Origin of the sequence: Mesorhizobium sp. M2A.F.Ca.ET.043.02.1.1 (assembly GCF_003952405.1) — a bacterium.
In the GTDB taxonomy this organism is placed as follows: Bacteria; Pseudomonadota; Alphaproteobacteria; order Rhizobiales; family Rhizobiaceae; genus Mesorhizobium.
On sequence record NZ_CP034445.1, the window covers coordinates 5,552,055 to 5,578,293 of the forward strand.

Annotated in this window: 27 protein-coding genes; 13 read left to right on the forward strand and 14 right to left on the reverse strand. The window is 65.3% G+C overall.

The features are described 5' to 3' along the window. Window positions 1-14 precede the first annotated feature (14 nt). Together EJ068_RS26290 and EJ068_RS26295 are read left to right on the forward strand one after the other, a co-directional pair. On the forward strand, window positions 15-476 hold the full coding sequence (locus EJ068_RS26290; RefSeq protein WP_126078280.1) for a tetratricopeptide repeat protein: 462 nt from the start codon (window positions 15-17) through the stop codon (window positions 474-476). Between the two features lie 233 nt (window positions 477-709). Next, a complete protein-coding gene (locus EJ068_RS26295; RefSeq protein ID WP_127253645.1) occupies window positions 710-1,192 on the forward strand; it encodes a DoxX family protein in 483 nt (160 codons plus the stop codon). 16 nt (window positions 1,193-1,208) lie between these two features. Here the strand turns inward: EJ068_RS26295 and EJ068_RS26300 are convergent, their stop codons facing one another. After that, complete coding sequence (locus EJ068_RS26300) at window positions 1,209-1,991, reverse strand: glucose 1-dehydrogenase (RefSeq protein ID WP_127253646.1); 783 nt, start codon at window positions 1,989-1,991, stop codon at window positions 1,209-1,211. After that, on the reverse strand, window positions 1,978-3,009 hold the full coding sequence (locus EJ068_RS26305; protein WP_127253649.1) for an L-idonate 5-dehydrogenase: 1,032 nt from the start codon (window positions 3,007-3,009) through the stop codon (window positions 1,978-1,980). Before EJ068_RS26305 ends, EJ068_RS26300 begins: the two co-directional genes overlap by 14 nt. A gap of 153 nt (window positions 3,010-3,162) precedes the next feature. Between EJ068_RS26305 and EJ068_RS26310 the strand changes: the two genes are divergently transcribed. Next, window positions 3,163-3,894, forward strand: a complete 732-nt coding sequence (locus tag EJ068_RS26310) for a FadR/GntR family transcriptional regulator (protein ID WP_127253647.1) — start codon at window positions 3,163-3,165, stop codon at window positions 3,892-3,894. A gap of 315 nt (window positions 3,895-4,209) precedes the next feature. Further along, window positions 4,210-4,557: a hypothetical protein gene (locus tag EJ068_RS26315; RefSeq protein ID WP_127253648.1), complete on the forward strand. Its 348-nt coding sequence runs from the start codon at window positions 4,210-4,212 to the stop codon at window positions 4,555-4,557. 65 nt (window positions 4,558-4,622) lie between these two features. On the opposite strand, the gene EJ068_RS26320 is transcribed toward EJ068_RS26315, so the two are convergent. Next, window positions 4,623-4,913, reverse strand: a complete 291-nt coding sequence (locus EJ068_RS26320) for a muconolactone Delta-isomerase family protein (RefSeq protein ID WP_126078275.1) — start codon at window positions 4,911-4,913, stop codon at window positions 4,623-4,625. Window positions 4,914-5,029: 116 nt separating this feature from the next. On the opposite strand from EJ068_RS26320, the gene EJ068_RS26325 reads away from it, so the two are divergent. Beyond that, a complete protein-coding gene (locus EJ068_RS26325; RefSeq protein WP_127253802.1) occupies window positions 5,030-5,914 on the forward strand; it encodes a LysR family transcriptional regulator in 885 nt (294 codons plus the stop codon). Between the two features lie 94 nt (window positions 5,915-6,008). Here EJ068_RS26325 and EJ068_RS26330 read toward each other — a convergent pair whose 3' ends face one another. Continuing rightward, window positions 6,009-6,620: a TIGR00730 family Rossman fold protein gene (locus EJ068_RS26330; RefSeq protein WP_095816104.1), complete on the reverse strand. Its 612-nt coding sequence runs from the start codon at window positions 6,618-6,620 to the stop codon at window positions 6,009-6,011. A 119-nt stretch (window positions 6,621-6,739) separates the two neighbouring features. Here EJ068_RS26330 and EJ068_RS26335 point away from each other — a divergent pair, with 119 nt between their 5' ends. Further along, a complete protein-coding gene (locus EJ068_RS26335; RefSeq protein ID WP_127253803.1) occupies window positions 6,740-8,188 on the forward strand; it encodes a LysM peptidoglycan-binding domain-containing protein in 1,449 nt (482 codons plus the stop codon). A 187-nt stretch (window positions 8,189-8,375) separates the two neighbouring features. Here the strand turns inward: EJ068_RS26335 and EJ068_RS26340 are convergent, their stop codons facing one another. Further along, the gene (locus EJ068_RS26340; RefSeq protein ID WP_129554534.1) at window positions 8,376-9,302 is read right to left on the reverse strand and encodes an IS110 family transposase; all 927 of its coding nucleotides are present in this window, start codon (window positions 9,300-9,302) and stop codon (window positions 8,376-8,378) included. 310 nt (window positions 9,303-9,612) lie between these two features. Between EJ068_RS26340 and EJ068_RS26345 the strand changes: the two genes are divergently transcribed. The 3 genes from EJ068_RS26345 to EJ068_RS26355 all read left to right on the forward strand — a co-directional run bounded on the left by EJ068_RS26345 (window position 9,613) and on the right by EJ068_RS26355 (window position 12,432). Next, entirely contained in the window at window positions 9,613-9,948 is a 336-nt protein-coding gene (locus tag EJ068_RS26345) for a metalloregulator ArsR/SmtB family transcription factor (protein WP_127253543.1), read from the forward strand. Continuing rightward, on the forward strand, window positions 9,948-11,831 hold the full coding sequence (locus EJ068_RS26350) for an ABC transporter ATP-binding protein/permease (RefSeq protein ID WP_127253544.1): 1,884 nt from the start codon (window positions 9,948-9,950) through the stop codon (window positions 11,829-11,831). Before EJ068_RS26345 ends, EJ068_RS26350 begins: the two co-directional genes overlap by 1 nt. Window positions 11,832-12,090: 259 nt before the next feature. Continuing rightward, window positions 12,091-12,432, forward strand: coding sequence for an antibiotic biosynthesis monooxygenase (locus EJ068_RS26355; protein ID WP_127253545.1), 342 nt, complete (start codon window positions 12,091-12,093; stop codon window positions 12,430-12,432). Here the strand turns inward: EJ068_RS26355 and EJ068_RS26360 are convergent. After that, window positions 12,408-13,301, reverse strand: coding sequence for an SMP-30/gluconolactonase/LRE family protein (locus tag EJ068_RS26360; RefSeq protein ID WP_128315403.1), 894 nt, complete (start codon window positions 13,299-13,301; stop codon window positions 12,408-12,410). The two genes, EJ068_RS26355 and EJ068_RS26360, sit on opposite strands and share 25 nt — an antisense overlap. 180 nt (window positions 13,302-13,481) lie before the next feature. Here EJ068_RS26360 and EJ068_RS26365 point away from each other — a divergent pair, with 180 nt between their 5' ends. Continuing rightward, a complete protein-coding gene (locus tag EJ068_RS26365; RefSeq protein WP_127253547.1) occupies window positions 13,482-14,180 on the forward strand; it encodes a phosphatidylserine decarboxylase in 699 nt (232 codons plus the stop codon). Window positions 14,181-14,255: 75 nt separating this feature from the next. Further along, complete coding sequence (locus EJ068_RS26370) at window positions 14,256-14,999, forward strand: phosphatidylcholine/phosphatidylserine synthase (protein WP_245456666.1); 744 nt, start codon at window positions 14,256-14,258, stop codon at window positions 14,997-14,999. A gap of 9 nt (window positions 15,000-15,008) precedes the next feature. On the opposite strand, the gene EJ068_RS26375 is transcribed toward EJ068_RS26370, so the two are convergent. Together EJ068_RS26375 and EJ068_RS26380 are read right to left on the reverse strand one after the other, a co-directional pair. Then, a complete protein-coding gene (locus tag EJ068_RS26375) occupies window positions 15,009-17,231 on the reverse strand; it encodes an AMP-binding protein (RefSeq protein WP_128298331.1) in 2,223 nt (740 codons plus the stop codon). Window positions 17,232-17,536: 305 nt separating this feature from the next. Next, window positions 17,537-17,938: a 4-oxalocrotonate tautomerase family protein gene (locus EJ068_RS26380; protein WP_127253866.1), complete on the reverse strand. Its 402-nt coding sequence runs from the start codon at window positions 17,936-17,938 to the stop codon at window positions 17,537-17,539. Window positions 17,939-18,048: 110 nt separating this feature from the next. Between EJ068_RS26380 and EJ068_RS26385 the strand changes: the two genes are divergently transcribed. After that, window positions 18,049-18,903 carry a LysR substrate-binding domain-containing protein gene (locus EJ068_RS26385; protein ID WP_127253867.1) on the forward strand — a complete coding sequence of 285 codons (855 nt, stop codon included), beginning with the start codon at window positions 18,049-18,051 and terminating at the stop codon, window positions 18,901-18,903. Between the two features lie 151 nt (window positions 18,904-19,054). Here EJ068_RS26385 and EJ068_RS26390 read toward each other — a convergent pair whose 3' ends face one another. The 3 genes from EJ068_RS26390 to EJ068_RS26400 form a co-directional block, all read right to left on the reverse strand. Next, window positions 19,055-19,972, reverse strand: coding sequence for a DMT family transporter (locus EJ068_RS26390; protein ID WP_245463230.1), 918 nt, complete (start codon window positions 19,970-19,972; stop codon window positions 19,055-19,057). Between the two features lie 40 nt (window positions 19,973-20,012). Continuing rightward, on the reverse strand, window positions 20,013-20,906 hold the full coding sequence (locus EJ068_RS26395; RefSeq protein ID WP_127251688.1) for a DMT family transporter: 894 nt from the start codon (window positions 20,904-20,906) through the stop codon (window positions 20,013-20,015). Between the two features lie 138 nt (window positions 20,907-21,044). Next, window positions 21,045-22,544 carry a peptidase S10 gene (locus EJ068_RS26400; protein WP_127251689.1) on the reverse strand — a complete coding sequence of 500 codons (1,500 nt, stop codon included), beginning with the start codon at window positions 22,542-22,544 and terminating at the stop codon, window positions 21,045-21,047. Window positions 22,545-22,854: 310 nt separating this feature from the next. On the opposite strand from EJ068_RS26400, the gene EJ068_RS26405 reads away from it, so the two are divergent. Beyond that, a complete protein-coding gene (locus EJ068_RS26405) occupies window positions 22,855-23,361 on the forward strand; it encodes an OsmC family protein (protein WP_127251690.1) in 507 nt (168 codons plus the stop codon). A 145-nt stretch (window positions 23,362-23,506) separates the two neighbouring features. On the opposite strand, the gene EJ068_RS26410 is transcribed toward EJ068_RS26405, so the two are convergent. The 3 genes from EJ068_RS26410 to purF all read right to left on the reverse strand — a co-directional run bounded on the left by EJ068_RS26410 (window position 23,507) and on the right by purF (window position 26,211). Beyond that, on the reverse strand, window positions 23,507-23,731 hold the full coding sequence (locus EJ068_RS26410) for a hypothetical protein (RefSeq protein WP_040984608.1): 225 nt from the start codon (window positions 23,729-23,731) through the stop codon (window positions 23,507-23,509). 169 nt (window positions 23,732-23,900) lie between these two features. Beyond that, entirely contained in the window at window positions 23,901-24,644 is a 744-nt protein-coding gene (locus tag EJ068_RS26415; RefSeq protein WP_127251691.1) for an SDR family NAD(P)-dependent oxidoreductase, read from the reverse strand. A gap of 85 nt (window positions 24,645-24,729) precedes the next feature. After that, the gene (purF, locus tag EJ068_RS26420; protein ID WP_127251692.1) at window positions 24,730-26,211 is read right to left on the reverse strand and encodes an amidophosphoribosyltransferase; all 1,482 of its coding nucleotides are present in this window, start codon (window positions 26,209-26,211) and stop codon (window positions 24,730-24,732) included. Between the last annotated feature and the right edge of the window lie 28 nt (window positions 26,212-26,239).

Consider the following 26,239-nt stretch of genomic DNA (forward strand, 5'->3'; position numbering starts at 1 on the left):
AAAGCGACACTCCAATGAAACACTTAACTTTCGCGGCGCTCGGCGCCATTGCCGTCTTGACCGCGGCCCCGATCGCGATCGCCGTTCCGGCCTATGCCGTGGACGACATCGAAGGCGCCGATGCGCCCGACCTGACTGCCGTCAAGGCCAAGATCGACGCCAAGGACTATAAGGGCGCGCTGGCCGATCTGCGCGACCTCGCGCAGGACACCCAGCAGGCCGACGTCTACAACCTGCTCGGCTTCACGCTGCGCAAGACCGGCGACTATCAGACCTCGCTGACCTACTACACCAAGGCGCTGGAGCTTAAGCCCGACCATAAGGCCGCGCATGAGTATCTGGGTGAGCTCTATGTCGAGACCGGCGACATGGCCAAGGCCAACGAGCAACTCGCCTCGCTGGAGAAGCTGTGCCCGTCGGGCTGCGAGGAGCTTTCCGACCTCAAGCAGGCGATCGACACCAAGGTGACGAAGTAACGCCGCCTGTTTCCTCGCCCACGAAGGGGGAGAGGTGGCCGCGAAGCGGCCGGAGAGGGGGCCTGGCGCTGATCTCTCCCGCCAATACCAACTTTTTGGGCGCCACGGCGGTAGCGCCCGAAAACCGGAGCCGGCGTTGCTCTCCCTCGCGCCGGCTCCGACCTTTCAACCTCGAGCGCGCAGGCCCACGCGGACGCGTGGCGGCCACCTGTTTCCAAGGATTGGAGCCGATCATGACACCGATCGAACTTGCCGAAAAACTGCACGCCAGGGATGTCGTCCTGCTGGCCGGCCGGCTGTTTCTGTCCCTGATCTTCGTGCATGAGGGACTGCAACTGGCGACGCATTTCGAGGGCGCTCAGAAGGCGATGGCCGCGCTTGGCGTCGGCACGCCGCTGCTCATTGCCACCATCGCGCTGCAACTCGGCGCCGGCCTGTCGGTGGCGCTCGGCATCCTGGCGCGGCTGGGTGCGATCGGGCTCGGCCTGTTCTGCCTGATGACGGCAAGCCTCTTCCACACCAATTTCGCCAGCCAGAACGAACTGCTCCATTTCGAGAAGGATCTCGCCATCGCCGGCGGCATGTTCATCCTGGCGCTCAGCGGGGCGGGCAGGCTGTCGGTGGACAGGGTGTTGACCGGGTTCGCGAAGGACACCAAGATCGATCCGCCCATCGAGCGGCATCTGTCGGTGGGGGAGACAAGCCTACCGGTTTGAGTGTTGCCTATGAGGCTCACAACACACTGGTGATCCCGCCATCCACCAGCAGCGTCTGACCAGTGACGAAACTCGCGGCATCCGATGCCAGGAACACCGCCGCGCCAGCCAGTTCCTCGACATCACCCCAGCGCCGCATCGGCGTGCGGCCGGTGAGCCAGGTCGAGAATTTCTCGTCGGCGACTAAAGCCGCGTTGAGCTCTGTCTTGAAATAGCCGGGCGCGATGGCGTTGACGCGCACGCCGTGCTGGCCCCATTCGCCGGCCATCGACTTGGTCAGCATGGTGATCGCTCCCTTGCTCGCCGCGTAAGGCGCGATCGAGGGGCGTGCGAGCGCGCTCTGCACCGAGGAGACATTGATGATGACGCCCTTGCGGCGCTGGATCATGCCCTTCACCGCGGCGCGGCTCATCTTGAACACGCCGTCGAGATTGGTCGCCATCAGCGCGTCCCAGTCGGCATCGGAGAAAGTCTCCAGCGGCGCGCGGCGCTGGATGCCGGCATTGTTGACCAGGATGTCGATCGGCCCGGTGTCGGCTTCCGAAGCTGCGATTGCCGCATCGACCGATTGGGTGTCGGTGACATCGATTAATGACTCCGCGATCGTGTGGCCTTCGGCACGCAGCCTGTCGGCGGCAGCCTTCAGCTCCTCCATCTTGCGGCCGCCGAGCGTGACGCGCGCGCCGGCCGCGGCCAGTGCCCCCGCGAAGGCGAGGCCCAGCCCGCGGCTGGCGCCGGTGACGAAGGCATGCCTGCCCTCGAGGCCGAAAAGACGGCCGAGATAATCAGTCGAACGCAATTTGCACCTTCATCGATTGCGATTTGTCGCTGGCCAGCTCGAAGGCCTTTCGCGCCTCGGCGAGTGGCAGCGTGTTGCTGAGCAGCGGCGCGACGTCGATCCGGCCCGAGCCGATCAGGTCGACCGCCAGGGCGAATTCCGTGTCGAAGCGGAAGCTGCCCTTCACCTGGATTTCCTTGGTGACGATGACCGACATGGAAAGCTCCGCCGTCGCGCCCTGGCCGACGGCCACCAGCGTGCCGCGCGGCTTGATGACAGGCAAGGCGCTGGCGACCGTCCCGCCCTGGCCGGCGGCCTCGAAGACGACGTCGAAATACCCCTTGTTGGCGGCGTAGCCGTCCATCGCCTCGGCATGTGTGGCGACATTGATCGTGCGGTCGGCGCCGATCTTGGCGGCGTATTGCAGCGGTCTGTCCTGCACATCGGTGACGACGACTTCGCGCGCGCCGGCAAAGCGCGCGGCGAGCACCAGCAGCGTGCCGATCGGTCCAGCGCCCATGATCAGCACGCGGCTGCCATAGACCGGCGCCTGGGCGACGGCATGCAGCGTCACGGCAAGAGGCTCCGCGAACGCGCCGGCGGTAGGGTCGGAGCCCGTCGTCAGCGGCACGGCGTTTTTGGCGCGGCAGACGAGATGTTCGGCAAAGCCGCCCTGCACATGCGGCATGCGCATCGCCGACCCCAGGAAGCGCATGTCGAGGCAATGGATCGGTTGCCCGGCCCGGCAGAAGGCGCAGACGCCGCAAGGGTTGGCGGGATTGACGGCGACCGCCGTCCCCACCGCCGGCCTGGAAACGCCGGCGCCCAGCGCCTCGACGCGGCCGGCGATCTCGTGGCCGAGGATCATCGGCTCCTTCATGCGCACAGTGCCGAAACCGCAATGGCGGAAATAATGCAGGTCGGAGCCGCAAATGCCGCCGCGCGCAATGCGCACCAGTACCTCGCCTGGCCCGGGCCCTGGCGTTGTGCGCTCCTCGACGTCGAGGTCGAGCGGCCGGCGCAGCACCACCGCGCGCATCGAGGATGTTGGCGACAAACCGGCTCTCCGCTGCTTCCCCCAACAGCTAACAGGAAAGTCGCGATGCCTTCAACTGCATTTATCTGACAAATCAGATGATAATGGACAGGTTCGGCTTGCTAAGATAACACCGACGCTTGCTAGCAGAACCAAATGGGCCGGGACAAAATGGCAGGCAACCAGACGGCGTCGGTGACGGACGAGATAACCAACAATCTCGGCCGCGAGATTCTCCGAGGGCTGTTTCCGCCCGGCGCGACCCTGATTGGCGAGGAGGAGATCTGCGCCCGCTTCGGCGCCAGCCGAAGTGCGGCGCGCGAAGCGGTGAAGATCCTGTGGGCCAAAGGCCTGCTGGTCACCCGCCCGCGGCGTGGCTCGCGCATCCGCCCGCTGAAGGACTGGAATTTCTTGGACCCCGCGGTGCTGGGTTGGCTGCGCGCCAGCGCGACACCGCGCCACTTCATCATCGAGCTTCTGGAAGTGCGCCTGGGTTTCGAATGCGAGGCCGCGGCTCTTGCCGCGAGCCGCAACAACCCGGACGAGATCGTCGCCATCCGCGAGGCCTTCGAAGCGATGCGCGCGGCCTCCTCCGGCCAGGGCGATCCGGTCTTGTCGGACGCCGCTTTCCATGAAGCGGTGCTTGCCGCCACCGGGAACCGCTTCTTCCTGCCGCTCTCCGCGCTGATCCACACGGCGCTGCAGTATAGCGTGCCGACCACCAACGCGCTGTTCGGTCACCCGGTGGGCGATCTCGACGCGCATGGCAAGGTGCTGAAGGCGATCGAGTCCGGCGACTCCGCAAGAGCCCGCAAGGCCATGCACGACATGCTGAGCGAGGTGCTCGCCCGCGTGCGCACGGCAGCTGAACTCACTGGTGCCGGCTGAATCGTTCAGATCGGAATTTGCCTGTCGTCCCGGTCTGCTGTGTGTCGGCGGCAATGGGCACGCCAGAATGGCGCTCGGCAAGCTGGAGACGATTTCTTCGTTGCGGCGAGACCACCGGCGTCGTCTCGCCTGGCAGGGTTTTCAGCCCAGTGATGATGGCCGAATTTAAGCCCGCATCGGTTCCGTTGCCGGTAGGGGAAGGCAGGTCTCGGCCAGCCGCACCCCGGCCCACGGTTCGAAGACCGCCCACGCCGTTACGCGCAGTTAAGGTCGGACTGGTACATTACGCTACGTTCGGTCGGGGAATAATGGCCCATGAGCCAGCGCGCGTTCATCACTCTGCTCGTCCTTCTGGCGGTGCTGCTCGCGCTGTCGGCGACGTCCTTTCCAGGCGCGATGATCGGCTTCCTGTTCGGCATCGCCATTGCCTTGTTCGTCGCCGGACCGGCGATGCTGATCGGCAAGGTGCTCGAGAATAACGGCATTCCGATATCCGGCGGGCGGTCTTGTGGATGCTGGCCAGGTTTTATGCGCTGCTTACTCTCTTCGCGGCATTCCAGACCTGGCGCCGGCTTCAGCGTCAGGAGACCGGCCAGGCGCGATCCGCGGGGCTGCGGCTGGCGCTGCTCGTCGCGCTTCTCGCGATGGCATGGCTTTCAGTGAACGCGATGCAGGAAGCCTGGCCGTGAGGCCGCCAATATGCGGCAACCTCACGAATAAGGCTCGATTCAGCGCTTCGGCCCAAAGCCAGGATAGGGGTTGAGCGGCACGATCGCCGTGATGTCCATCATGCCGGCCTCGATCAGCGGCAGCGTGGCGAGATGGCCGCGCACTTCCTTCTCGTCGGCCGCCTCGAACATCATGCCGCTGCCGGGAATGTCGCCACGGTTCCAGATCTGGCGCACCGCGCCTTGCACGTAAAGCGCCTTTCGCCGCTCGGACTCCGGCGGCAGCAGCGGCGCGAAATCGGCGTCGCTGAATTTTTGGGTGTTGCGGCTGAGCAGGGCAAAGAACTGCATGGCGATCTCCTTCGTGGCTGGGGTGACGAGGGAGATATCGCGCCGAGTCCAGACTGTCCAAGACTGATTAGGATAAAGCTCAGACCTTTGAGGACTTGGAATTGAGAGGCCAAAAAATGCTCGACCTGCGCCAGATCAGATATTTCGTCGCCGTCGCCGAGGCCGGCAATGTCGGCCGCGCCGCCGAGCAATTGCACGTTTCGCAGTCGCCCTTGAGCCGGCAAATCATACAGCTCGAGGAGCAGCTCGGCGTCACTTTGTTCGAGCGGGTGAAGCAGCGCCTCCATCTCAACGCCGAGGGCAGGGCCTTCCTTGCCGAAGCGCGCGCCTTGCTTGCCAACGCGGCGCGACTGGAAGAGCTGGGCCGCAACCTCGCCAGCGGCGCCACGGGCAGCCTTGCCATCGGCTATGTCGAGGGCGCGGTGCATGCGGGGCTGATCGCCGCGATGCTGAAGGATTTCCGCCACGCGCGGCCGGATTTCCACCTGCAACTCAGGAGCCTGCGAACGGCTGCGCAATTCGATGATCTGAGGCAGCGCGTGCTCGACCTCGGTTTCGTCTACTCGCCGGCACCCGAGGGCGATCCCGATCTTGAAAGCATGCTGGTGCGGCGCGAGCCATTGGTGCTGGCAATCCCAGAGGGCGATCCGCTTGCCGGTATCGCCGACATACAGCCCGGGCAACTCGACGGCCGCGTCTGGATCACCGTCGTGCGCCAGCCCGGCGACACCAACCGCGCGCAGTTCCTGGCGGCCTGCGCCGAATCCGGTTTCATGCCCGACATCGCCTATGAGACGAACGATCCGTTGACGTCGCTCGGCCTGGTCAGCGCCGGTCTCGGCCTCGCCACGGTCCAGGAAAGCTTGCGCAGCGCGGCACCTCCGGGCGTGATCTTCCGCGACCTGCCCTGGTTCAAGCGCAGCGTGTCGATCCATCTGGCATGGCGCAGGAATGATCGGCGGACGGTGATTGGGGATTTGAGGAAGGCAGTAGGGCAGTAGGGCAGTAGGGCAGTAGGGCAGTAGGGCAGTAGGGCAGTAGGGGGCATTTTCCGCAGCCTTACATACTGCCTTACTCCCCTACTGCCTTATTGCCTTACATCTTATCTATCACCGACTGTACGCCTTCCGTCGGCGCGTCGACGGACGAGCCTGCCACCATGATAGCGGCGACTATCGCTTCCGGGTCGTTGACCACCAGCGGCTTCACGCGATGCGCGGTGTGTATGAAGCCTTCCTCCGACATATGCTCGATCAGCGACAGCATCGGATCCCAGAACCCCTTGACGTTGGCGAAGACGATCGGCTTGCGATGATGGCCGAGCTGCGCCCAGGTCATGATCTCGACGATCTCCTCCACCGTGCCGATGCCGCCCGGCAGCGCCACAAAGGCGTCGGATTTTTCGAACATGCTGTGCTTGCGCTCGTGCATATTGTCGGTGATCAGCAATTCGTCGAGCTTGTCGAGCGCGGTTTCGGTCGCTTCCCTGTTGATCAGGAAGCGCGGGATGATGCCGGTGACCTTGCCGCCGGCCTTGAGCGCGCCATCGGCGACGGCGCCCATGATGCCCTTGGTGCCGCCGCCATAGATGAGGCGCAACCCGGATTTGGCAAGCGAGCGGCCAAGCGTGTGGCCGGCCTTGATATAGGCCTCGTCGCGGCCCGGAGACGAGCCGCAATAGACGCAGACGGATCGAATCGTGTTCATGACGATGATTGGTGATGGGGACGGTTGGCCGGGTCAAGCCCGCGGACGGGCTTTTTCTTGTGAGCTTGGAGAAAACACGCTAGACCGGCGTTAGGTGGCTAAGGGGGCAGTATAAAATTATGGCTATCAATCCTTCTAAGGCGTTCTTGTTCGCGGCGGGCGGCGTGGCCGTCGTGGCGGCGGTCGCCTACGGGTCGGGCGCGCTCGATCCCTACATCAACCAGAAACCAGCGCAGGTCGCGGCGCTGCCGCAGACCGGCGCGAAACCGGCTGAATCCTCGAGCACGACCACCGAGGCGCGCGTGCCTCAAGCTCCTGCAAACACAATGGCCCCGGCCAACACGATGGCGCCGGCCAACAAGAACGCAACGGCGCCGGCCGCCGCGGCCGGTTCGACGCTGCCGACCTTCGATGTCGTGCGCGTCGAAAGCAACGGCTCGATCGTCGTCGCCGGCAGCGCCGCGCCCAACGCCAAGGTCGAGATCCTGAGTGGCGGCACGGTGCTCGGCTCGACCGATTCCGGCCCCGACGGCGCCTTCGCCATCGTGCTCGACGATCCGCTGAAGCCGGGCGACTATACGATCACGCTGCGCCAGACGGTTGGCGGCACTGCCGTCGCCTCGGCCCAGACCGCCGTCGTTTCGGTGCCGCAGAGCCCGACCGGGCAGGTTCTGGCCATGGTCGAGGAGCCGGGCAAGGCCTCGCAACTTATCACCGTTCCCGGGGTCGAGACCAAGCCGGCGGCGCCCGCCGCCACCGACCAGGCGGCACCGGCAGCCCAGGCTCCGGCCGCAAGCGCGCCCGCCGCCAGTGATCAAGCTTCTGCGCCTGCGACTGCGCCGGCCCCGGGCGAGCCCAAGATCGCCGTCGAAGCGGTCGAGATCGACGGCAGCAAGATCTTCGTCGCCGGCACGGCCGATCCCGGCCGCAAGGTGCGCGCCTATGCCGACGCCATCCTGCTTGGCGATGCGCGGACCTCCGCCGACGGCCATTTCCTGATCGAAGCGACCCGCGACATCCCGGTCGGCAACTACACCATCCATGTCGATGGCCTGGACAGCGACGGCGTCAAGGTCGTCGCCCGCGCCGCCGTGCCGTTCGAGCGCGAGCCCGGCGAGTCGATCGCAGCCGTCGCTCCAAATGAGACCAAGACCGGCGAGGCCAAGCCGGCCGAGACCAAGCTCGCACAGGTCCAGGGTGCCGGATCCCAGGCCGCGGAAGCCAAGCCGGCGGCAACGGCCGAAGCGGCCAAGCCCGCCGAGGCTCCGGCCAAGGTCGCCGAGGCGACGCCGTCGGCCGACGTGGCCGAGACGGTCGCGCCGAAGCTCGAACATGCCAACAGCGCCGTCATCATCCGCCGCAACGACACGCTCTGGCGCATCTCGCGTCGTGTCTACGGCCATGGCACACGCTTCTCGACCATCTATCTCGCCAACAAGGATCAGATCCGCGATCCCGACCGCATCTGGCCCGGCCAGGTGTTCAAGGTGCCGTCCAAGTCCAAGGAGGGCGAGGACGCCGACATGAAGGCCATGGGCGAGCAGATGACAGCGCCGAAGACGGAGTAGCGACTTCGTCATCCTAGGGCGGAGCAAGGAGCGAAGCGACGCGCGCAGACCCTAGGATCCATGCCGTGACAGTCGCCGAAGTGTGCTGCGGTGAAGAAAGAAATGGCGCTGTTTAGTGCCATCGGCCAGGACAGGTGAAAATTCTCGAACGCCGGGATGTTCTGGGGTAACGGCATGGCAACTGTGTTCACGCGAATGCGGTTTTGTCGCGCATGATGGCGTTGAGGACGACCAGGAGCTTCCTTGCGACGGCGATGATGGCGAGTTTCTTGGACCCTGAGCGGGCAGCAAGTGCGGTATAGAAGGTCTTGAAGCGCTCACAGGTTCTGATGGCGGTGAGGGCAGCCATATAGAGGGCGCGACGCACGCGTGATCGCCCGCCCTGGATCTGGCTCCTGCGGCTGAGCTTGCCGCTCTTGTTGTCGAACGGGGCAAGGCCGGCGAGCGCGGCGATCGCCTTGGGTGAGCGCTGGCCGAGCTCGGGCAGGAGCGCCAGCAAAGAGAGCGCGCCGACATTGGAGACACCGGGCACGGAGACCATCAGCGCATGGTCGCGAGCGGTGTCCTGGTTTTGACGAATGACTTCGGCAATCTGGCTCTCGAACGCCTTGATACGCGTGTCGAGGAAGGCGATCGTCTCTTCCAGATCGGCAATGACGGCCTCCTCGAAAGCCTCGGCGAGGTGCTTCTTCAGCGCTGCCCGCATCTCGACCAAATGATCGCGGTGGCCGGCAAGCGATTGAAGCCGCTCGACTTCTTCGCTCGGCGCCGGCTCGGCCTCAGGGTTATAGCGACGGCCATAGTCGCTCAGCATCCTGGCATCGAGAGGATCGGTCTTGGCGCGCCGGCGCGTCGACTTCGAATAGTGGTGGGTGTGCGCCGGGTTGTGCCGCGAGAACGGCACGCCGGCCTTGGCCAGCGCATGGCGCAGCAGCCGGTCATGGACACCTGTCGCCTCCATGACGACGAAGTCCCGACTGGGATCAAGGCCTGCCACATAGGCGGCGATCGCATCGGCCTGGTTGTCGATGCGCCGAAGACGGCCGCTTGTCTCATCAAAAAAGTCGAGCCACTGCTTGGAGATGTCGCAGCCGACATAGTTCTGGGCTATCATGTCCACGCCTCTTCCTGTGGTGCGGGGTCTGCTTCGAACAGCCCCGTGCAACTGTTCAGGTTGATGGTTCACCGGTGGGAAGGGACCGGGCCATGCCACGGCCTGTCCGAAAGGACGACCACGATCCACTCGGTCTCCTTCCCACCTCAACCATACACCAGAACCAACACACAGGATCCTAGGGTCTGCGCCGCGCCGCTGCGCGGCGCTCCGCCCTAGGATGACGAACGCGAATGGCGGGCGCCTCACCTCAATCTACCCATCCGCCTAGCTTGCCCTCTCATCCTCCATCGTCTATCGGCGATGGACGATGACCGAATCCCCCGAAAGCCGTTGCGCCGACAGCCGCGCCATCGCGCTGCGCCTGGCGGCGCTCTCGCATCCGGCGCGCATCGAGATCCTGAAACATCTTGCGGCCAGCTCATGCTGCTCGTGCCGTGAGGTGGTCGATCATCTCGATCTCGCCCAGTCGACCGTTTCGCAGCACCTGAAGGTCCTGGTCGAGGCGGGGCTCGTCCGCTTCGAGGCCGACCGCCAGCGCTCGCGCTACGCGGTCGACCATACCGCGCTTGCGGGCGTCTCCGCCTCGCTCAACCAACTCATTGCTTCCTGCTGCCCCGGCAGTTTACCCAAAAGGCAAGACTAGTGGCCGAAAAGACCGTATCCGCCGAAGCCGGCACCCTCACCACATTGCGCAATCTCTGGCCCTATATGTGGCCGGCCGAGCGAGCCGATCTCAGAGCCCGTGTCACGTGGGCGACGCTGCTTCTGGTCGTCGCCAAGCTCACTTTGGTCGCCGGCCCGTATTTCTTCAAATGGGCGACGGATGCGCTGGCCCATGCCTCCAAGACCCCGCCGCCGCTGCCGTCCTTCCTGCTCGCGCCCGTGGCGCTGGTCATCGCCTACAACGTGCTGCGCCTGGTCCAGCTCGGCTTCAACCAGTTGCGCGACGCGCTATTTGCCCGCGTCGGCCAATATGCGGTGCGCCAGCTCGCCTACCGCACCTTCGTCCACATGCACGAGCTGTCGCTGCGCTTCCATCTGGAGCGCCGCACCGGCGGCCTGTCGCGCATCATCGAGCGCGGCACCAAGGGCATCGAGACGATCGTGCGCTTCATCATGCTGAACACGGCGCCGACCATCCTCGAATTCGCTCTGACGGCCGGCATCTTCGCCTTCACCTATGGCTGGAAATATGTCGCCGTGGTCGCCGTCACCGTCTGGCTCTATGTCTGGTTCACGGTCAAGGCCAGCGACTGGCGCATCTCGATCCGCCGCGACATGAACGACAGCGATACCGACGCCAACACCAAGGCGATCGACTCGCTCTTGAACTTCGAGACGGTCAAATATTTCACCAATGAGCGCATGGAGGCCGAGCGCTTCGACCACTCGATGGCGCGCTACGAGATCGCCGCGACCAAGACCTGGACATCGCTCGGCTGGCTGAATTTCGGCCAGGGCCTGATCTTCGGCCTGGGCACAGTCATCGTCATGTGCATGTCGGCGCTGGAGGTGCAGGCCGGCACGCAGAGCGTCGGCGACTTCGTCTTCATCAACGCCATGCTGATCCAGCTTTCGGTGCCGCTCAATTTCATCGGCTTCATCTACCGCGAGATCCGGCAGGGCCTGACCGACATCGAGCATATGTTCGACCTGCTCGACGTTCGCCAAGAGATCGTCGATAAGCCGGACGCGAAGCCGCTCAGGGTCGGCCCCGGCAAGGTCGAGTTCCGCGACGTGCATTTCTCCTATGATCCTAACCGCAAGATCCTGAAAGGCGTCTCCTTCGAGGTTCCGGCCGGCAAGACGGTGGCGATCGTCGGCCCCTCCGGCGCCGGCAAGTCGACCATTTCCAGGCTTCTGTTCCGCTTCTACGACGTGCAGGGCGGCCAGGTGCTGATCGACGGCCGGGACATCCGCGACGTCACTCAGGAGAGCCTGCGCGCCGTGCTCGGCATGGTGCCGCAGGACACGGTGCTCTTCAACGACACCATCGCCTACAACATCCGCTATGGCCGCGTCGGCGCCAGCGAGGAGGAGGTGCGCAAGGCCGCCGAGCTTGCCCAGATCGGCCCGTTCATCGACAAGCTGCCCGAAGGCTACAAGTCGATGGTCGGCGAGCGCGGCCTGAAACTGTCGGGCGGCGAAAAGCAGCGCGTGGCGATCGCCCGCACCATCCTCAAGGCGCCGCCGATCCTGATGCTCGACGAGGCGACCTCGGCGCTGGATACCCAGACCGAGCAGGAGATCCAGGCGGCGCTCGACCTCGTCAGCAAGGGCCGCACCACGATCGTCATCGCCCACCGCCTGTCGACGGTGATCTCGGCCGACGAGATCATCGTGCTCAAGGACGGCCAGATCGCCGAGCGCGGCACGCACACGGCGCTGCTGGCCAAACACGGCCTCTACGCCTCGATGTGGGACCGCCAGCGCGAAGCGACCGAAGCCGAAGAGCGCCTGCGCATCGCGCGGGAAAGCGACGAGCTTGGGGTGATCGTGCGCAGAAGGACTGCGGAGGTGAGCTAGGAGCCGGCTTCCCCTTCTCCCCTTGTGGGAGAAGGTGGATCGGCGCGCAGCGCCGAGACGGTTGAGGGGTGTTCCAGGGAACGCCAACGCCTCATTCCCCTGGAGCACCCCTCATCCGGCCGCTTCGCGGCCACCTTCTCCCACAAGGGGAGAAGGAGAAGTTGGCGCTAAATCCCCCCTTGACCTCAACCTATCTTGAGCTTGCAAACCGTCTCCGAGCCACCTGCCAGGCAACCTTCCAAATCGGAGACAGATCGAAATGAGCACCAACAATCACCCCACCGGCAGCGTGTTCCGGGTCGACAAATTCGTCGTGCCGGCCGAGGCGCGCGACGAAATCCTGAGCAAGGTCTTCATGACGCATGAACTGCTGCGCCGGCAGGAGGCCTTCGTGCAGGATTTCCTGCTCGAACAATTCTCCGGCCCGGGCGAGTTCAACATCGTCACCATGGTCGAGTGGGAAAGCCAGGCGGCAATCGACAAGGTGGTGCCGATCGTCAAGGCCGCCCATGAACGCATCGCCTTCAGCGCGCAGGAAACCATCGCGCGGCTCGGCGTCAAGGCCGACATCGCCAACTATCGGCGCGTGCCGGAGGTGTAAGAAGGCCATCCGGCTCCCGGCGCGGATACAGCGATGCTCAGCACCTGACCGGTGCGGGCGTCGCTCACCATGTTTTCGAAACCGCGCCATTCGGCGGCGAGGACGAACAGCGTCCTGCCGTCGGCTCCGCCCAGCATGCAGGCAAAGCAACCGCGATCGACCTCGAGCTGGTCGATCTTCTCGCCGCCTTCGCGCACCCTGACGCAGTGCCGGTTCGGCACATCGGCATACCAGACGCAGCCTTCGGCATCGATGCAGATGCCGTCAGGATAGTCGTTGCCGAGATCGGCCCAGACGCGCCGCTTGGAAAGGCCGCCTTCTTCAGCGATGTCGAAGGCCGTCAATCGATTGGCATGGGATTCGGCGACGATCAGCGTCCGGTGGTCCGGCGTCACCGCCATGCCGTTCGCGAAAGCAAGATCCTCGGCGACCTGCCGCACCGCCCCGTTCGGGCTGATCAACACGATCGTGCCCGGTCCGAAATGCTCGCCCGGCGCCGGCGCCGGCCCGCCGCCATTGACGTAGATGTTGCCGCGCCCATCGACGACAATTTCGTTCCAGGGGTTTTTCGACAGGCCTCGGAGATCGGCATGGGTGGCGAGCGTTCCATCCGCTTCCCGCCGCAGCAGAAGCCCCTCCCGCCCGGAAACGACAAGCAATCGTCCATCGGGCAGCCAGTCGATCGAATAGGGCAGGACGGCCGGCACCTTGAGCATGACCTCGCTTGTGCCGCCCTCGTCCACGGCGACGACCTCGCCGGTGCCCCAGTTGCAGAGCCAGAGCCGGCTATCATGCCAGCGCGGCGACTCGCCGAAGGCAAGGCCTTCAGTGATGATATTGGCTTTCCTGGCGCTGCTCGATGACGGCATTTGGCTGGCTCCGTTGGCGGGTTCTCCAGCCTTAGGACGGATGAGGTCGCGAGGTTCCGACAGTCAATGCTGGAATCAGCAGCGATGTTGGCTTCCTCACATCCCCCATTGTTGCGTTGCGGGGAGGGGGGCTTTCGGCTATTGAGGCGCAACCTGAAACAGGGACCGCCCCCAAGCCCTATGACGCTTCTCGACTCGGTCAAGAATACGTTCGTTCCGATCCACCGCGAAGGCTATCCCTTCATCGCCGCCTTCGCCGCGGCGACGCTGTTTCTCGGCTATTTCTCCTCGGTCCTGTTCTGGATCGGGCTGATCCTCACCGCATGGTGCATCTATTTCTACCGCGATCCCGAGCGCGTCACGCCGGTCGACGACCGGCTGGTCGTGAGCCCGGCCGATGGCGTGATCTCGGCGGTGGGGCCGGCCGTGCCGCCGAGTGAGCTTGGCCTGGGCCCGGGCGAGATGACCCGGATCTCGGTGTTCATGAACGTGTTTTCCTGCCACATCAACCGCGCTCCGGTGCGTGGGCGGATCACGCGCATTGAGCACAAGCCCGGCAAATTCCTCAATGCCGAGCTCGACAAGGCAAGCGCCGAGAACGAGCGCAACGGCCTGGTCATCGACAGCCCGAACGGCACCATCGCTGCCGTCCAGATCGCCGGGCTGGTGGCGCGTCGCATCGTCTGCTGGGCCGAGGCCGGCGGCTCGATCGCCATCGGCGAGCGTTTCGGCCTGATCCGCTTCGGCTCGCGCGTTGACGTCTTCCTGCCGACAGGCGCCGTGCCGCGCGTCGCGGTCGGCCAGACGGCTGTGGGCGGCGAGACCGTGCTTGCCGAATTCGGCGGCACGGCGGTCACGCCCCTGGTCAGGGCTTCCTGAGCGTTGGGCGCGCCATTCAAGAAATTCGAGGCCCATGCCAGCGGCGGTCCGCGCATCCGCGAGATCCCGATGCGCATGGTGCTGCCCAACCTGGTCACGGTGCTTGCCATCTGCGCCGGCCTTTCGGGCATCCGCTTCGCCTTCGAGAACCGTTTCGAGATCGCGGTGGTCATGGTGCTGCTTGCCGCCTTCCTTGACGGCATCGACGGGCGGCTGGCGCGCATGCTGAAGGCCACCTCGAAATTCGGCGCGCAGATGGATTCGCTGGCCGATATCGTCAATTTCGGCGTCGCGCCGGCCCTGGTGCTCTACGCCTTCCTGCTCGACCGCGCCGGCTCGCCCGGCTGGATCGCAGCACTTCTCTTCACCATCGCCTGCGGCATGCGGCTCGCCCGCTTCAACGTGCTGGCCGACGACACCGACCAGCCTGCATGGCAGACCGAATATTTCGTCGGCGTGCCGGCCCCGGCGGGCGCGGTGCTGGTCATGCTGCCGCTCTATCTCTATTTCCTGCGGCTCGGGCTGGAGCCGTCCCGCCCTGCCGCCTTCATCGCCACGGGCTTCACCGTACTCATCGCTTTCCTTCTGGTCAGCCGCCTGCCGGTCTATTCGGGCAAGAGCGTCAAGGTGCCCGGCGACAGGGTGCTGCCGGTCATCCTCGGCGTGGTGCTCTACATCCTCTTGCTGATGACCTATCCCTGGTACACGCTGACCGCCTCGGTCGCGGGATATCTGCTCTTCCTGCCGTTCTCGGTGCGCGCCTATTCTAAGCGGGCCATGCGCGAAGGCGAGAAGGTGCCGCCTTCGGATATCGGGTAACGCGGCGCGCTAAGCCGCCACACCCAGTCCCAACCGATCAATCGCCAGCTTTCGCGCCGAGACGTAATCCGTCTTGCCCGAGCCCAGCACCGGGATCTCTTCCACCTTGAGGATGTCGTTGGGCACCATCAGTTCCGCAGCACCCGCCTTCTTGCCGAACTGGCGCAGTTCCTCGGCATTGGCGTCGTCGGCGGTGGTGACCAGCACGATACGCTCGCCGCGCCTTTTGTCGGGCACCGCCACCGCCGCGTGGCGCTCTTCCGGCCACAGTGATTGCACCAGCATCTCGACGGCGCCCAGCGACACCATCTCGCCGGCGATCTTGGCGAAGCGCTTTGCCCGGCCGCGGATGGTGATGAAGCCCTCGCGGTCGATCGAGACGATGTCGCCCGTGTCGTGCCAGCCTTCCAGCGGCTGCAATTCGCCGGGGCGGTCGGCGCTCATGTAGCCCATCATCATATTCGGCCCGTCGAGCCACAGCCGGCCGCCCTCGGTGATGCCTTCGACAGGCTCCAGCTTCATGCGGATGGCCGGCAGCGGCCTGCCGACCGTGCCGTCCCGGCTGTGGATGGCGGTATTCACCGCCACCACCGGCGCCGCCTCGGTCAGGCCGAAGCCTTCGACGATCGAGGCCTGGAAGCGGTCGCGATAGGTGCGCCGCGTCTCGGGCTTCACCGCCTCGGCGCCGGCCACGACGAAGCGCAGGCTGGAGAAGTCGCCGTCCTTGGCGGTGCGCGCATAATTGGCGAGGAACGTGTCGGTTCCGAACATCACGGTCGGCTTCACCTTGCGGGCGATCTCGGGGATGATCTTGTAGTGCAGCGGCGAGGGGTAGAGGAACAGCTTTACGCCCAGCACCAGCGGCAGGATGGTGCCGCCGGTGAGCCCGAAGGAATGGAACGCCGGCAGCACATTGAGCAAGGTGTCGGCCGGCGAGACGGAGACGCGCGCCTCGGCCTGCATAACATTGGCAAGCAGGTTGCGGTTCGACAGCACCACCGCCTTCGGCGTGCCTTCCGAGCCGGAGGTGAACAGGATGACGGCGGGCTTCGAGGCTTGCTGCCGCTGCAGCGGTAAGCGCCACAAAAGTGCTCCGGCGACCTTGTCCAGCGCGGTCACGCCGGCGCGCACGTCTTCCAGCCACAGCATCTTCGCGCCGCCCGCCTCGACCGCGGCAATGATGTCGTCGATGCCGGCCTTTTCGACGAAGGCGCGGGATGACACCACGGTGCGGATGACGGCGGTACGGATCGCCGCGGTCACGCTTGCCGGGCCGGCGGTGTAGTTGATCATCGCCGCAACCCTGGCCGCCGAGATCAGGCCGACAAAGGTGAGCACCACGCCATTGGCGTTGGGCAAGAGCACGCCGACCGCTTCGCCGGGCGCCGTCACCGCCTCGAAACGGCGTCCGAGCACGCGCGCGCCGATGAACAGCTTGCGGTAGCTGAGCGAACCGGAGATCACATCCTCGATGATCGGGCGCGAAGGGCCGACGCGATCGGCGGCGTCGCGCATGGCGAGGAACAGGCCACGGTCGAGATTGGTGCCGTAGAGCCGCGCCTCGGCGAAACGATCGAACAGCGCGTTGGTGTTGGAGGCCATGTCGGGGTTGCGCGCCACCAGCTCGGCGATGGTCATCGGCTCCAGCACGCTCACCGAAAGCCGCGGGAACCAGTGCCTGGGCGCTTTCTCCTTCGGCGTCAGCGACATCGGCAGATCGCGCGTTCCGGAAACGAAGATCGGCACGATGCGGGCGTCGGCCTGCATGGCGATGCGGGTGAGGGCGCGAAACAGCCGGAAGGATTTGACGTCGGGCTCGACACTGTCTGGCAGGTAGACGGCAAGCCGTCCCTTGCCCTTCAGCACGCGCACCAGGCGCCGGCTGACGAAGACATGCTCGGCGTTGAAGGCGATGGTGCGGCCAAGCTCGCGCCACGGCTCCAGCCATGGCGAGCGCGCCGAGGCCTCGTCCAGTATATGCAGCGTGTCGTCGGGAAGCAGCGACAGCATCAGCGCCGGTTCGATGCGCGACTGGTGCGAGATCACATAAATGACTGGCGTGTTGGCGCTTCGGGCAATGCGAATACGGTTGTCGGCGATCCGATAGACGAGCTTGAACGGCACATAGAGCAGCGCCTGGGTGAAGCGCAGGTCGAGCCGGAACCGCTCGATCACGGCGATCAGCAGCCAGGCAAAGACAAGGCCCGCCAGCAGCGCCAGGGTCAGGATCATGCCGCTCTCTCCCAGTCTCCTCCAGGGCGCGGCTCTTGAGCGGCCGCTTCGGTGGCAGAGGGTAGCGGAAGCGCGGGCAAGGTCAATGCGGGCTGAAGCACAGCGTCCCCTTCTCCCCTTGTGGGAGAAGGTGGCCGAGCGAAGCTCGGACGGATGAGGGGTGCTGGAAGGATCGCTGCGCGAGAGAGTAAGCTCCTCAAAGCATTGAATTTTTCAAGGCCGTGTTCCTTCCAACACCCCTCATCCGTCTCGGCGCTGCGCGCCGATCCACCTTCTCCCACAAGGGGAGAAGGGGAAGACGGCGCCTATGCCGCCTTCAATCTTCCGCTGATGAAGCGGAATTCCTGGGTTTTGCCGCCATAGCCATAGGCCGCCGCCGGCACTTCGTGCACGAAGGCATAACTCTCCTCATGCACGAGCAGCCGGCCGAAAGCCTCGAAGATTGCCTTCAGATAGGCTTCGAGCTCGAGCTTGGTGTTGGTGCCGTCGACGACCTTGATGTCCAGCCAGAACGTGTTGGTGCCATGCTCGACCAGCGACCTGCCGCCGGCGAACCAGTGCTGCGGATCGATGTAATTGACCGCGACCGCGGTGATCGTCGGGTCCTTGCGTAACTCCTTGGCGGTAATCTCGGTGATGTCCTTGGCGATCGCGGCGGACAGCTTGGCATCGGGCTTGCCGGTGACGCTGATATTGATGATCGGCATTTTCTCTCCTCGGGTTGGGCGCCTCGCGCCTTCGATGAGAGGATCATGGCATTGGCATGTATTCGACAAAATCGAATTGTTTTTGAGAAACGATTCGATATCATCGAAGTATGGAAATGCTCGATCTCGACTTGCTGAAGACCTTCCTCGCTTTCGTCGAGGGCGGCTCGCTTGCCAAGGCCGCATCCGCCGTTGGCCGCACGCCGTCGGCTGTGACCGCGCAGATGCAGCGGCTGGAGGAGATCGTCGGCGAGCCGCTGCTCATCCCGCAGGGCAGGGGACGCGGCCTGACACCGGCCGGCGAGGATCTTGTCGGCCATGCGCGCCGCATCCTTGCCGTCCACACCGAGGCGTGGTTGGCGCTGAAAGGCGCGCGCGCCGGCGGCCGCATCGCCATCGGCACGACGCAGGATTTCGCCGACCACGGCCTGCCGGATCTTCTAAGGGCCTTCGCCGCCAGCCACCCGCGTGTGCGGATCGAGCTGCGTGTCGGTCGCTCCCTGGAGCTCGGTTCGGCGCTGCAGGCCGGCCAGCTCGACCTCGCAATCTCCATGCGCCATGTCCCGACGCCAGATGAAACGGCCGTGGTCAGCGAGCCGATGTTGTGGCTCTGCTCGGAAAAAGGCCTGGCGACGCGGCAGGAAGCCGTGCCGCTGGCGCTGCTCGATCCCTATTGCGGCTTCAGGGAGGCCGCGCTCAACGCGCTCGATGCCGCCGGCCGCCGCTACCGCATCGCCGCCGGCAGCGCCAGCCTTGCCGGCCTGCGCGCCGCGGTCGATGCCGGCATCGCGCTGACGCCGCGCACCCGGCGCTTTGCCCATTCGGGCATTGTGGAGGCGCCATACGAGCACGACCTGCCGCCATTGCCGATGGCCGACTTCGCCATCCGGCTCGGTCGCGAAGCTCCGCGCCCGGCGCGGGATCTGGCGGAGCTGCTGGGCGATGGCCTCGCCCAGCCGTGGTGATGGGCCAGGAAGTCCCAAAGAAAAAGCCGACCTTTTTGCGGGTCGGCTTCTAGTCGGACGGGTCGAGGGGTTTGGGGGGACTTGGGGGGGTGACCCGTCGACCTAACAATGCCTGAGCCGGATGATGGTTCCGTGATTGGCAGAAATATTTTTACGAGCGCGCCGATTTGGCCTTCAGCCAGTCGCGGCCGGCATGGGCAAAGACCGCGCAAAGCACGATGGCGCCGCCGATGACGCTGGCCATGGGCGGAGCTTCGCCGAGGAAGATCAGGGCAAACAGGATGGCGAACGGCACCTCGGCAGAGCCCAGCAGGCCGGATTCGGCGGCAGGGATAAGCCGCGAGCCTTCCGTCCACAGGATCGAGGCCAGCGCGAAGGAGCAGCCGAAGGTGGCAAGCAGCACCACGTCGCGCGTCGAGACGGCCAGCGGATCGGTGACGAACCAGCCGAGCACGAAGAGCAGGAAGGCCGAGACCGCGCCCGCCCACACGACCGGCGAATCACGGAAGGCGCGCACCATGATCATGTAGAGCGCGCTGCCCGTGGTCATCAAAAGCGCCAGCCCGTCGCCGAACAGATGGCCGCTGCCGAGGCCGCCGCCCACCATGATGGCGACGCCGCAAAACGATACGGGGGCCGCGACCATTGTCTGCAGCCGGCATTTTTCCCGTACCAGAAGGAAGGCAAGGAGCGCGGCGATGAAGGGCGAGGTCGCGTAGATGACCGCGACATTGGCGACATAGGTGTATTTGAACGCCGAGATGAAAGCGATGCTGACGGCGGCACCCTCGACCGCCAAGAGCCAGCTCCGCCAGCCCAGTCTCAGGCTCTCGCGCCCGCTTGAGCGGCGCCGGCGCCAGAACACATAGAGGCTGATCAGGATCGAGCCGAAAAAACCGCGCCAGCAGGTGATCGTCAGCGGATCGGCGTGGATCGATTTGGTCAGCACGCCGGTAAGCGCGAAGGCGATGGCCGATGCCGAGATCAGGATGATGCCAAGCGTGCGCTCGGCCGCTGCGTCGGCGGCGGCATGCGTGAGCTTTTCAGGCATCTCGAGCGTGTCCGTCATGGCGCCAGCCCACCCGGTTGCTCCTGACAGCCCTCTGTCATCAGGCCTGCTCCCGCTTGCGGAAATGCTCGTTGCCGACGATGAGCAGGCCGGCGCCGATGATCAGCGCCGCGCCCATGAACACCTCCGTGCGTGGCACGTCGCCCCAGATGGCGTAGCCCAGCGCGAAGGCCCAGACCAGCGAGGTGTATTCGAACGGCGCCACGATCGACACCGGGGCGCGCTTCATGCCTTCGAACAGCACATATTGCGCCACCCCGCCGAGCGCGCCGACGCTGAGGAGCAAAAGCAGCTGCGTTCCGTCAGGCATGCGCCACCACAGCAGCGCCGGCACGGCCGAGAAGAGCAGGAAATAGAAATTGTTGAGCACGAGCTGGATCGTCGTGCGCTCCTGCAGCGCCGTCTTGCGTAAGAGCACAACGGCGATCCCCCAAAGCACGGCGGCCGCCAGCACCAGCAGCACCGGCACGGAGAGGCCGAGCCGCGTCGGATCGCAGGCGATGAAGACGCCGACGAAACCGACGAAGACCGCGATCCAGCGCAGGAGCGGCACCGTCTCGCCCAGGATCAGCACCGACAGCACGGTGACGATGATGGGTGCTGCGTAATAGATGGTGGTGAGCTCGGCAAGCTGCAGCGAGCGCGCGGCGTTGTAGTAGCAAAGCCAGGCGGCCAGCGTGAAGGCGCTGCGCACCAGCATCGGCCTGACGATCGGTGAATCGATCGTGTCGGCAAACAGCCGCTTGCCGCCGATCGCGCCGCAGGCGAGGAGCACGGTGATGGAACGCACGAACATGATCTGCCAGACCGTCATGCCAGCGACCAACAGCTTGATCGAGGCGTCCTGCGCCGAAAACAGGAAATAGGCGGCAGCCGTGAACAGGATGCCGGCCAGCACCCTTTCGCGGCTTTCGAGGACGATGACTTCGGCCATGCGGTTTAAATGTGTTTGCGTGGGGCGGTTCCGCCCCAGTCGGGACCGTTGCTCCATCTATACGGGCGAAAGCTCGCATGCCGCTGCTCCAGCGCGGTGCTAGCGTTGGCGCAGGTCGTTGCCGGAGGCCGGTCGGGATTACTGCGTCGCCTGATAGAGCTCCGATGCCGCGTCCTTCAGGGCGCGCCGACCGTCCGGCCGCAGATACATCATGTGCCCGCCCTCGACGACGTCGAGTCGGATCGGCTTGGCGTCTGACAGCGAAGGAAGCTGGTTCACCAGGTAACGTGAGGCGAGATAGGGCGTGACCAGGTCGGTAGAGCCGTTGACGATGACGACGCCGAGGGCCGGGTTGAGCGAACGCGCCCGCTGCAAATCGTTCATCACGCCGGCATAGCCCTGGCCCGAAGTGCCGTAGTCCCAGTTGCGGGTGACCTCGCCATTGAGCAGCCGGTAGCTGATATCGGTGCGGTAGTTCAGCTCGTCGCGGACATAGGCGACGAAGGCGGATGTCAGGACCGGAACGCTGCGGTCGAGCACCGGGTCGGGGCCGGCGTCGCGCGGACTTTGCGGCGCGATGTCGGCCGTGCCGATGGTGGCGTCATAGGGGCTGAGCACCTTGCCCGTAGCACGCTGGAATTCCTTGGCGAAAAGCCCGGTGGGGATGCGGGCGAAATTGCGCTGCACGAGCTCGAGCGGCAGGCCGGTGAGTTCCGAAACGCGCCCACTGGCGAGCTTGCCGCCCTGCTCCAGCCCGCTGTTCAGCGCCGTCAGGTAATCGCCGAGCGCATAATGCTCGACCTCGGCCAGCCTGTCGCGCAGCGCATCGCCGCTCACGCCGTCACCCTTCAGGCGGGTCGCCGCCAGCGAAGGCAGCTCCAGCGCCCAATGCAACTGGTCGAACTGGTCGGGCCGCACCAGCATGAACTCCAGCGCCGGCGAGATCAGCACGATGCCGCTGGGGCTGAGGCCCACATCCTCCTGCAGCGTGCGGGCAAGAAGTGCGGCGCGAAAGCCGCCATAGCTTTCGCCGGCGAGGAACAGCGGCGATCCGGTCCGGCCGTTCTGCGCCAGATAGAGCCGGATAAAGGCGCCGACCGAGCTGGCGTCGGCATCGACGCTCCAGAATTCCTTGCCCTCATGCCCCGGCGCCTCACGGCTGTAGCCGGTGCCGACCGGATCGACGAAGACGAGATCGCTCATGTCGAGCCAGCTGTCGGGATTGTCGATGAGCTTTTGCGGCGGCCGGCGGAACTCGCCGTCGGCGGCTGTCTCGACGATGCGTGGCCCGATCGCGCCGAGATGCAGATAGGCAGACGCCGCGCCTGGCCCGCCATTGAAGACGAAGGTGACCGGCCGATCCTTCGCCGGGGCGGACGACTGCTGCGTGTAGGCGACATAGAAGATCTCGGCCGTGACCTCGCCCTTGCCCGACAGGAGCGAGAGCGTGCCGGCCTTGGCCTGGTAATCCAGCTTGCGCCCGCCAAGCGTGATCGAATGCTCGGTCACGCTCGGCGGCGGCAGCAGCGACAGCACGCCGCCTTGGGGCGCGGGGCGCTCGGGTGCTTCCGCGGCGAAGCCCGGCTGAGCAAAGGCGGCGAGCGCCAGAAGGATAAGGGGGACGAGCTTGGATCGCATGACGACTCCGCTTAGATGGCATCCGCAAAAGTATGGCTAGGGCGAGGGAAGTCAAAGAAACTATTAGCAAATGTCGAGTTCCTTCGCGCCCCCTCTGGCCTGCCGGCCATCTCCCCCACGAGGGGGGAGATCAGATGTCGCGTCGGCCTTCGCCAATCTCCGACGTTGACGAAAGGGCGCCGCCGGAGAAGCCGCCAATCTCCCCAAGTAGGCCTAAGTGGGGGAGATGGCCGGCAGGACAGAGGAGGGCGCTGTCCCGCCAGCATAACAGTGCTATCAAGCTCGGAGACTTATCGAAAAGGACAGCACCATGGACGCCACCGCACTCAAGGCCACGCAGGCGCCGCTAAAGGAAGCCTATCGCGACGACGCTGCCAAGGCACTGATCACGCTGAGAGCGCGCGGCACGCTGGACGATCAGTCGATCGCCTGCAAGGTGGAGACGGGCAGGGCGCTTGCCGTCGCCGGCCTTCATCCAGCCACCGGCGGCTCGGGCTTGGAACTATGTTCTGGCGACATGCTGTTGGAGGCGCTGGTCGCCTGCGCGGGCGTGACGCTGAAGGCTGTGGCCACCGCGCTGGAGTTCAAGCTCGGCAACGCCAGCGTCGATGCCGAGGGCGACCTCGATTTTCCCGGCACGCTCGGCGTCGCTCGCGATGCGCCGGTCGGCTTTCGCGAGATAAGGCTGAAATTCGACCTCGACACCGACGAGCCGCAAGAGCGCATCGATTCTCTGATGAAGCTCACCGAGCGCTACTGCGTGGTGTTCCAGACGATCAACAACAAGCTGGCGCTGAGCGTAAGCGCGGGGCGTTGAAGCGCGACGCCCCCTCATCCGGCCGCTACGCGGCCACCTTCTCCCCGGTGGGGAGAAGAGATTGGCACCGGCGCTGACAGCCTCATCTCCCCAGCGGGGAGAGGTCAGCCGAGCGAAGCGGAGGCTGGGTGAGGGGGAGTGTTGCCTACTGGGCCGAAGGCTCCTCCGCGTCCCCTTCATCCGTAAACGGCGAGGCGCTCGGCACGCATTGCACGGCCCAGCCCTGCGGCGTCGGCTGCTTCTGATATTCGGTGATGGCGTTTGTGCACTGCTCGCGGGTGTCGAAGGTGCTGGGCAGCACCACCATGCCGCCTTGCGGGCCGGCGATCACCAGATACCAGACCAACGCTACGCTGGGAGTGGCAGCCATGGGAATTCCTCGCTTTGCTTGAATGTCGGAGTCGCAGGGACTCTAGCAACTCCCCCGGCACGGCGAAAGCTGGGCGGTGGCACACGCTTCCACCGCCCCGGTCACAGACCTGTGAAGAGGGCCTTCGCCAGGCGGGCTCGATCGGCCGCGACGCGCTTTTGAACTCGAATTATTCCGGTTGCCGGTAGGCGACGAAGCGGTTGTGCTTGGCCTGGAAGATCAGGCCCGTCTCCTTCAGTTCCGGGCTTGCCAGCGGCACGATGCGCTGGGCGATCTCGGACGGATGCGGCAGCGTCTCCGGATCCTCGCCGGGCATCGCCTGCGCGCGCATCGCGGTGCGGGTGGCGCCGGGATCGGCGGCGTTGACCCTGAGCGGCAGGCTCTCGGTCTCATGCGCCCAAGAGCGCATCATCGTCTCCACCGCCGCCTTGGACGCCGCGTAGGGCGCCCAGAAGGCACGCGCCGAATGGGCGGAGTTGGCGGACATGATGATGGCGCGGCCGGCATCGGAAAGCCTGAGCAGCGGGTCGACCGAGCGGATCAATCGCCACGTCGCGGTGACGTTGATGGTCATCACCTTCTCGAAGGTCTTGGCCTCGACATGGCCGATCGGCGAAATGACGCCGAGCACGGCGGCGTTGGCGACAAGGATGTCGAGCTTGCCCCAGCGCTCATGGATGGCGCCGCCCAGCCGGTCGATGCCTGCCATGTCGGTGAGGTCGAGCGGCACCAGCGTCGCCTGTCCGCGCCCATCAGCCTTGATCTGGTCGTCGAGCTCTTCCAGCCCGCCCACCGTGCGCGCCACCGCGATGACATGCGCGCCGGCTGCCGCCAGTTCCTTGGCGATGAAATAGCCGATGCCGCGCGAGGCGCCGGTGACGACCGCCACGCGGCCGGAAAGGTCGAGGGTCATGCGAGAATTCCGTGGGCTAAAGCAATTCCAGGAAAAGTGTCTGACGGTTTTCCGTCCGGAATTGCGTCAAAACAGATACCGCGGCCTACGACCCGCTCGACGCCAGCAGCGACAGCGTGCGCACATTGTCGTGGCCTTCGAAGTCGAGCAGGCGGGTGGGGTACTGTCCCGTGAAGCAGGCGTCGCAGAATTGCGGCTGGTCGTTGTCGCGGCGCGCCTCGCCGACGGCGCGGTAGAGCCCGTCGATCGACAGAAAACCGAGCGAATCGACACGGATGAACTCGGCCATCTCTTCGACCGTCATGCGCGATGCCAGCAGCTTCGACTTTTCCGGCGTGTCGACGCCGTAGAAGCAGGATGCGCTGGTCGGCGGCGAGGCGATGCGCATATGCACTTCCTTCGCGCCGGCATCGCGCACCATCTGCACGATCTTCTGGCTGGTGGTGCCGCGCACAATCGAATCGTCGACCAGCACCACGCGCTTGCCCTCGATCATGCGGCGGTTGGCGTTGTGCTTCAGCTTAACGCCCATGTGGCGGATCGAATCGCCAGGCTGGATGAAGGTGCGCCCGACATAGTGGTTGCGGATGATGCCGAGCTCGAAGGGAATGCCGGCGGCCTGGGAGAAGCCGATTGCGGCCGGCGTGCCGGAATCCGGCACCGGCACGACGATGTCGGCCTCGACCGGGTTTTCCTGCGCCAGTTCCGCGCCGATGCGCTTGCGCACCTCGTAGACGTTGCGGCCCTCGACCGAAGAATCCGGCCGCGCGAAATAGACATATTCGAAGATGCAGAAGCGCGTCTTCTGCGGCTCGAACGGGAAGATGCTCTCGATCCCCTTGGAGGTGATGACCACCATCTCGCCGGGCTTGATGTCGCGCACGAAGCGGGCGCCGATGATGTCAAGCGCGCAGGTCTCTGATGCCAGGATCCAGGCGCCGTCGAGGTCGCCCAGCACCAGCGGGCGGATGCCGAGCGGGTCGCGGCAGCCGATCATCTTCTTGGCCGTCATCGCCACCAACGAGAAGGCGCCCTCCACCTGGCGCACCGCTTCGATGAAGCGCGAATTCAGATCGCGCTCCTTGCTGGTCGCGACCAAGTGCAGCAGCGTCTCGGTGTCGGAGGTCGACGAGAAGATCGAGCCCTGCTTCTGCAGAGCGCGCTGCACGGTGAGCGCGTTGGTGAGGTTGCCGTTGTGGGCGACGGCAAGACCGCCCTCCGCAAGCTCGGCGAAGAAGGGCTGGATGTTGCGCAGCCCGGCGCCGCCGGTGGTGGCATAGCGCGTATGGCCGATGGCGCGATTACCCTGCAAACTGTCGATGACGCGCTGCTTGGTGAAGGTGTCGCCGATCAGGCCGACATGGCGCTCGACATGGAACTGGGTGCCGTCATAGGAGACGATGCCTGCCGCTTCCTGGCCGCGATGCTGCAGGGCGTGCAGGCCGAGTGTGACGATGGCGGCCGCGTCCTGCCGGCCGAAGATGCCGAACACGCCGCATTCGTCGTGGAAATGGTCGTCGGCCTCGGCGGAAAGGACATTGCCTGCATCTGCCGTTGAGTCTGCCATCTGGTGCTCAAGCTCCGCTAAAGCCGCC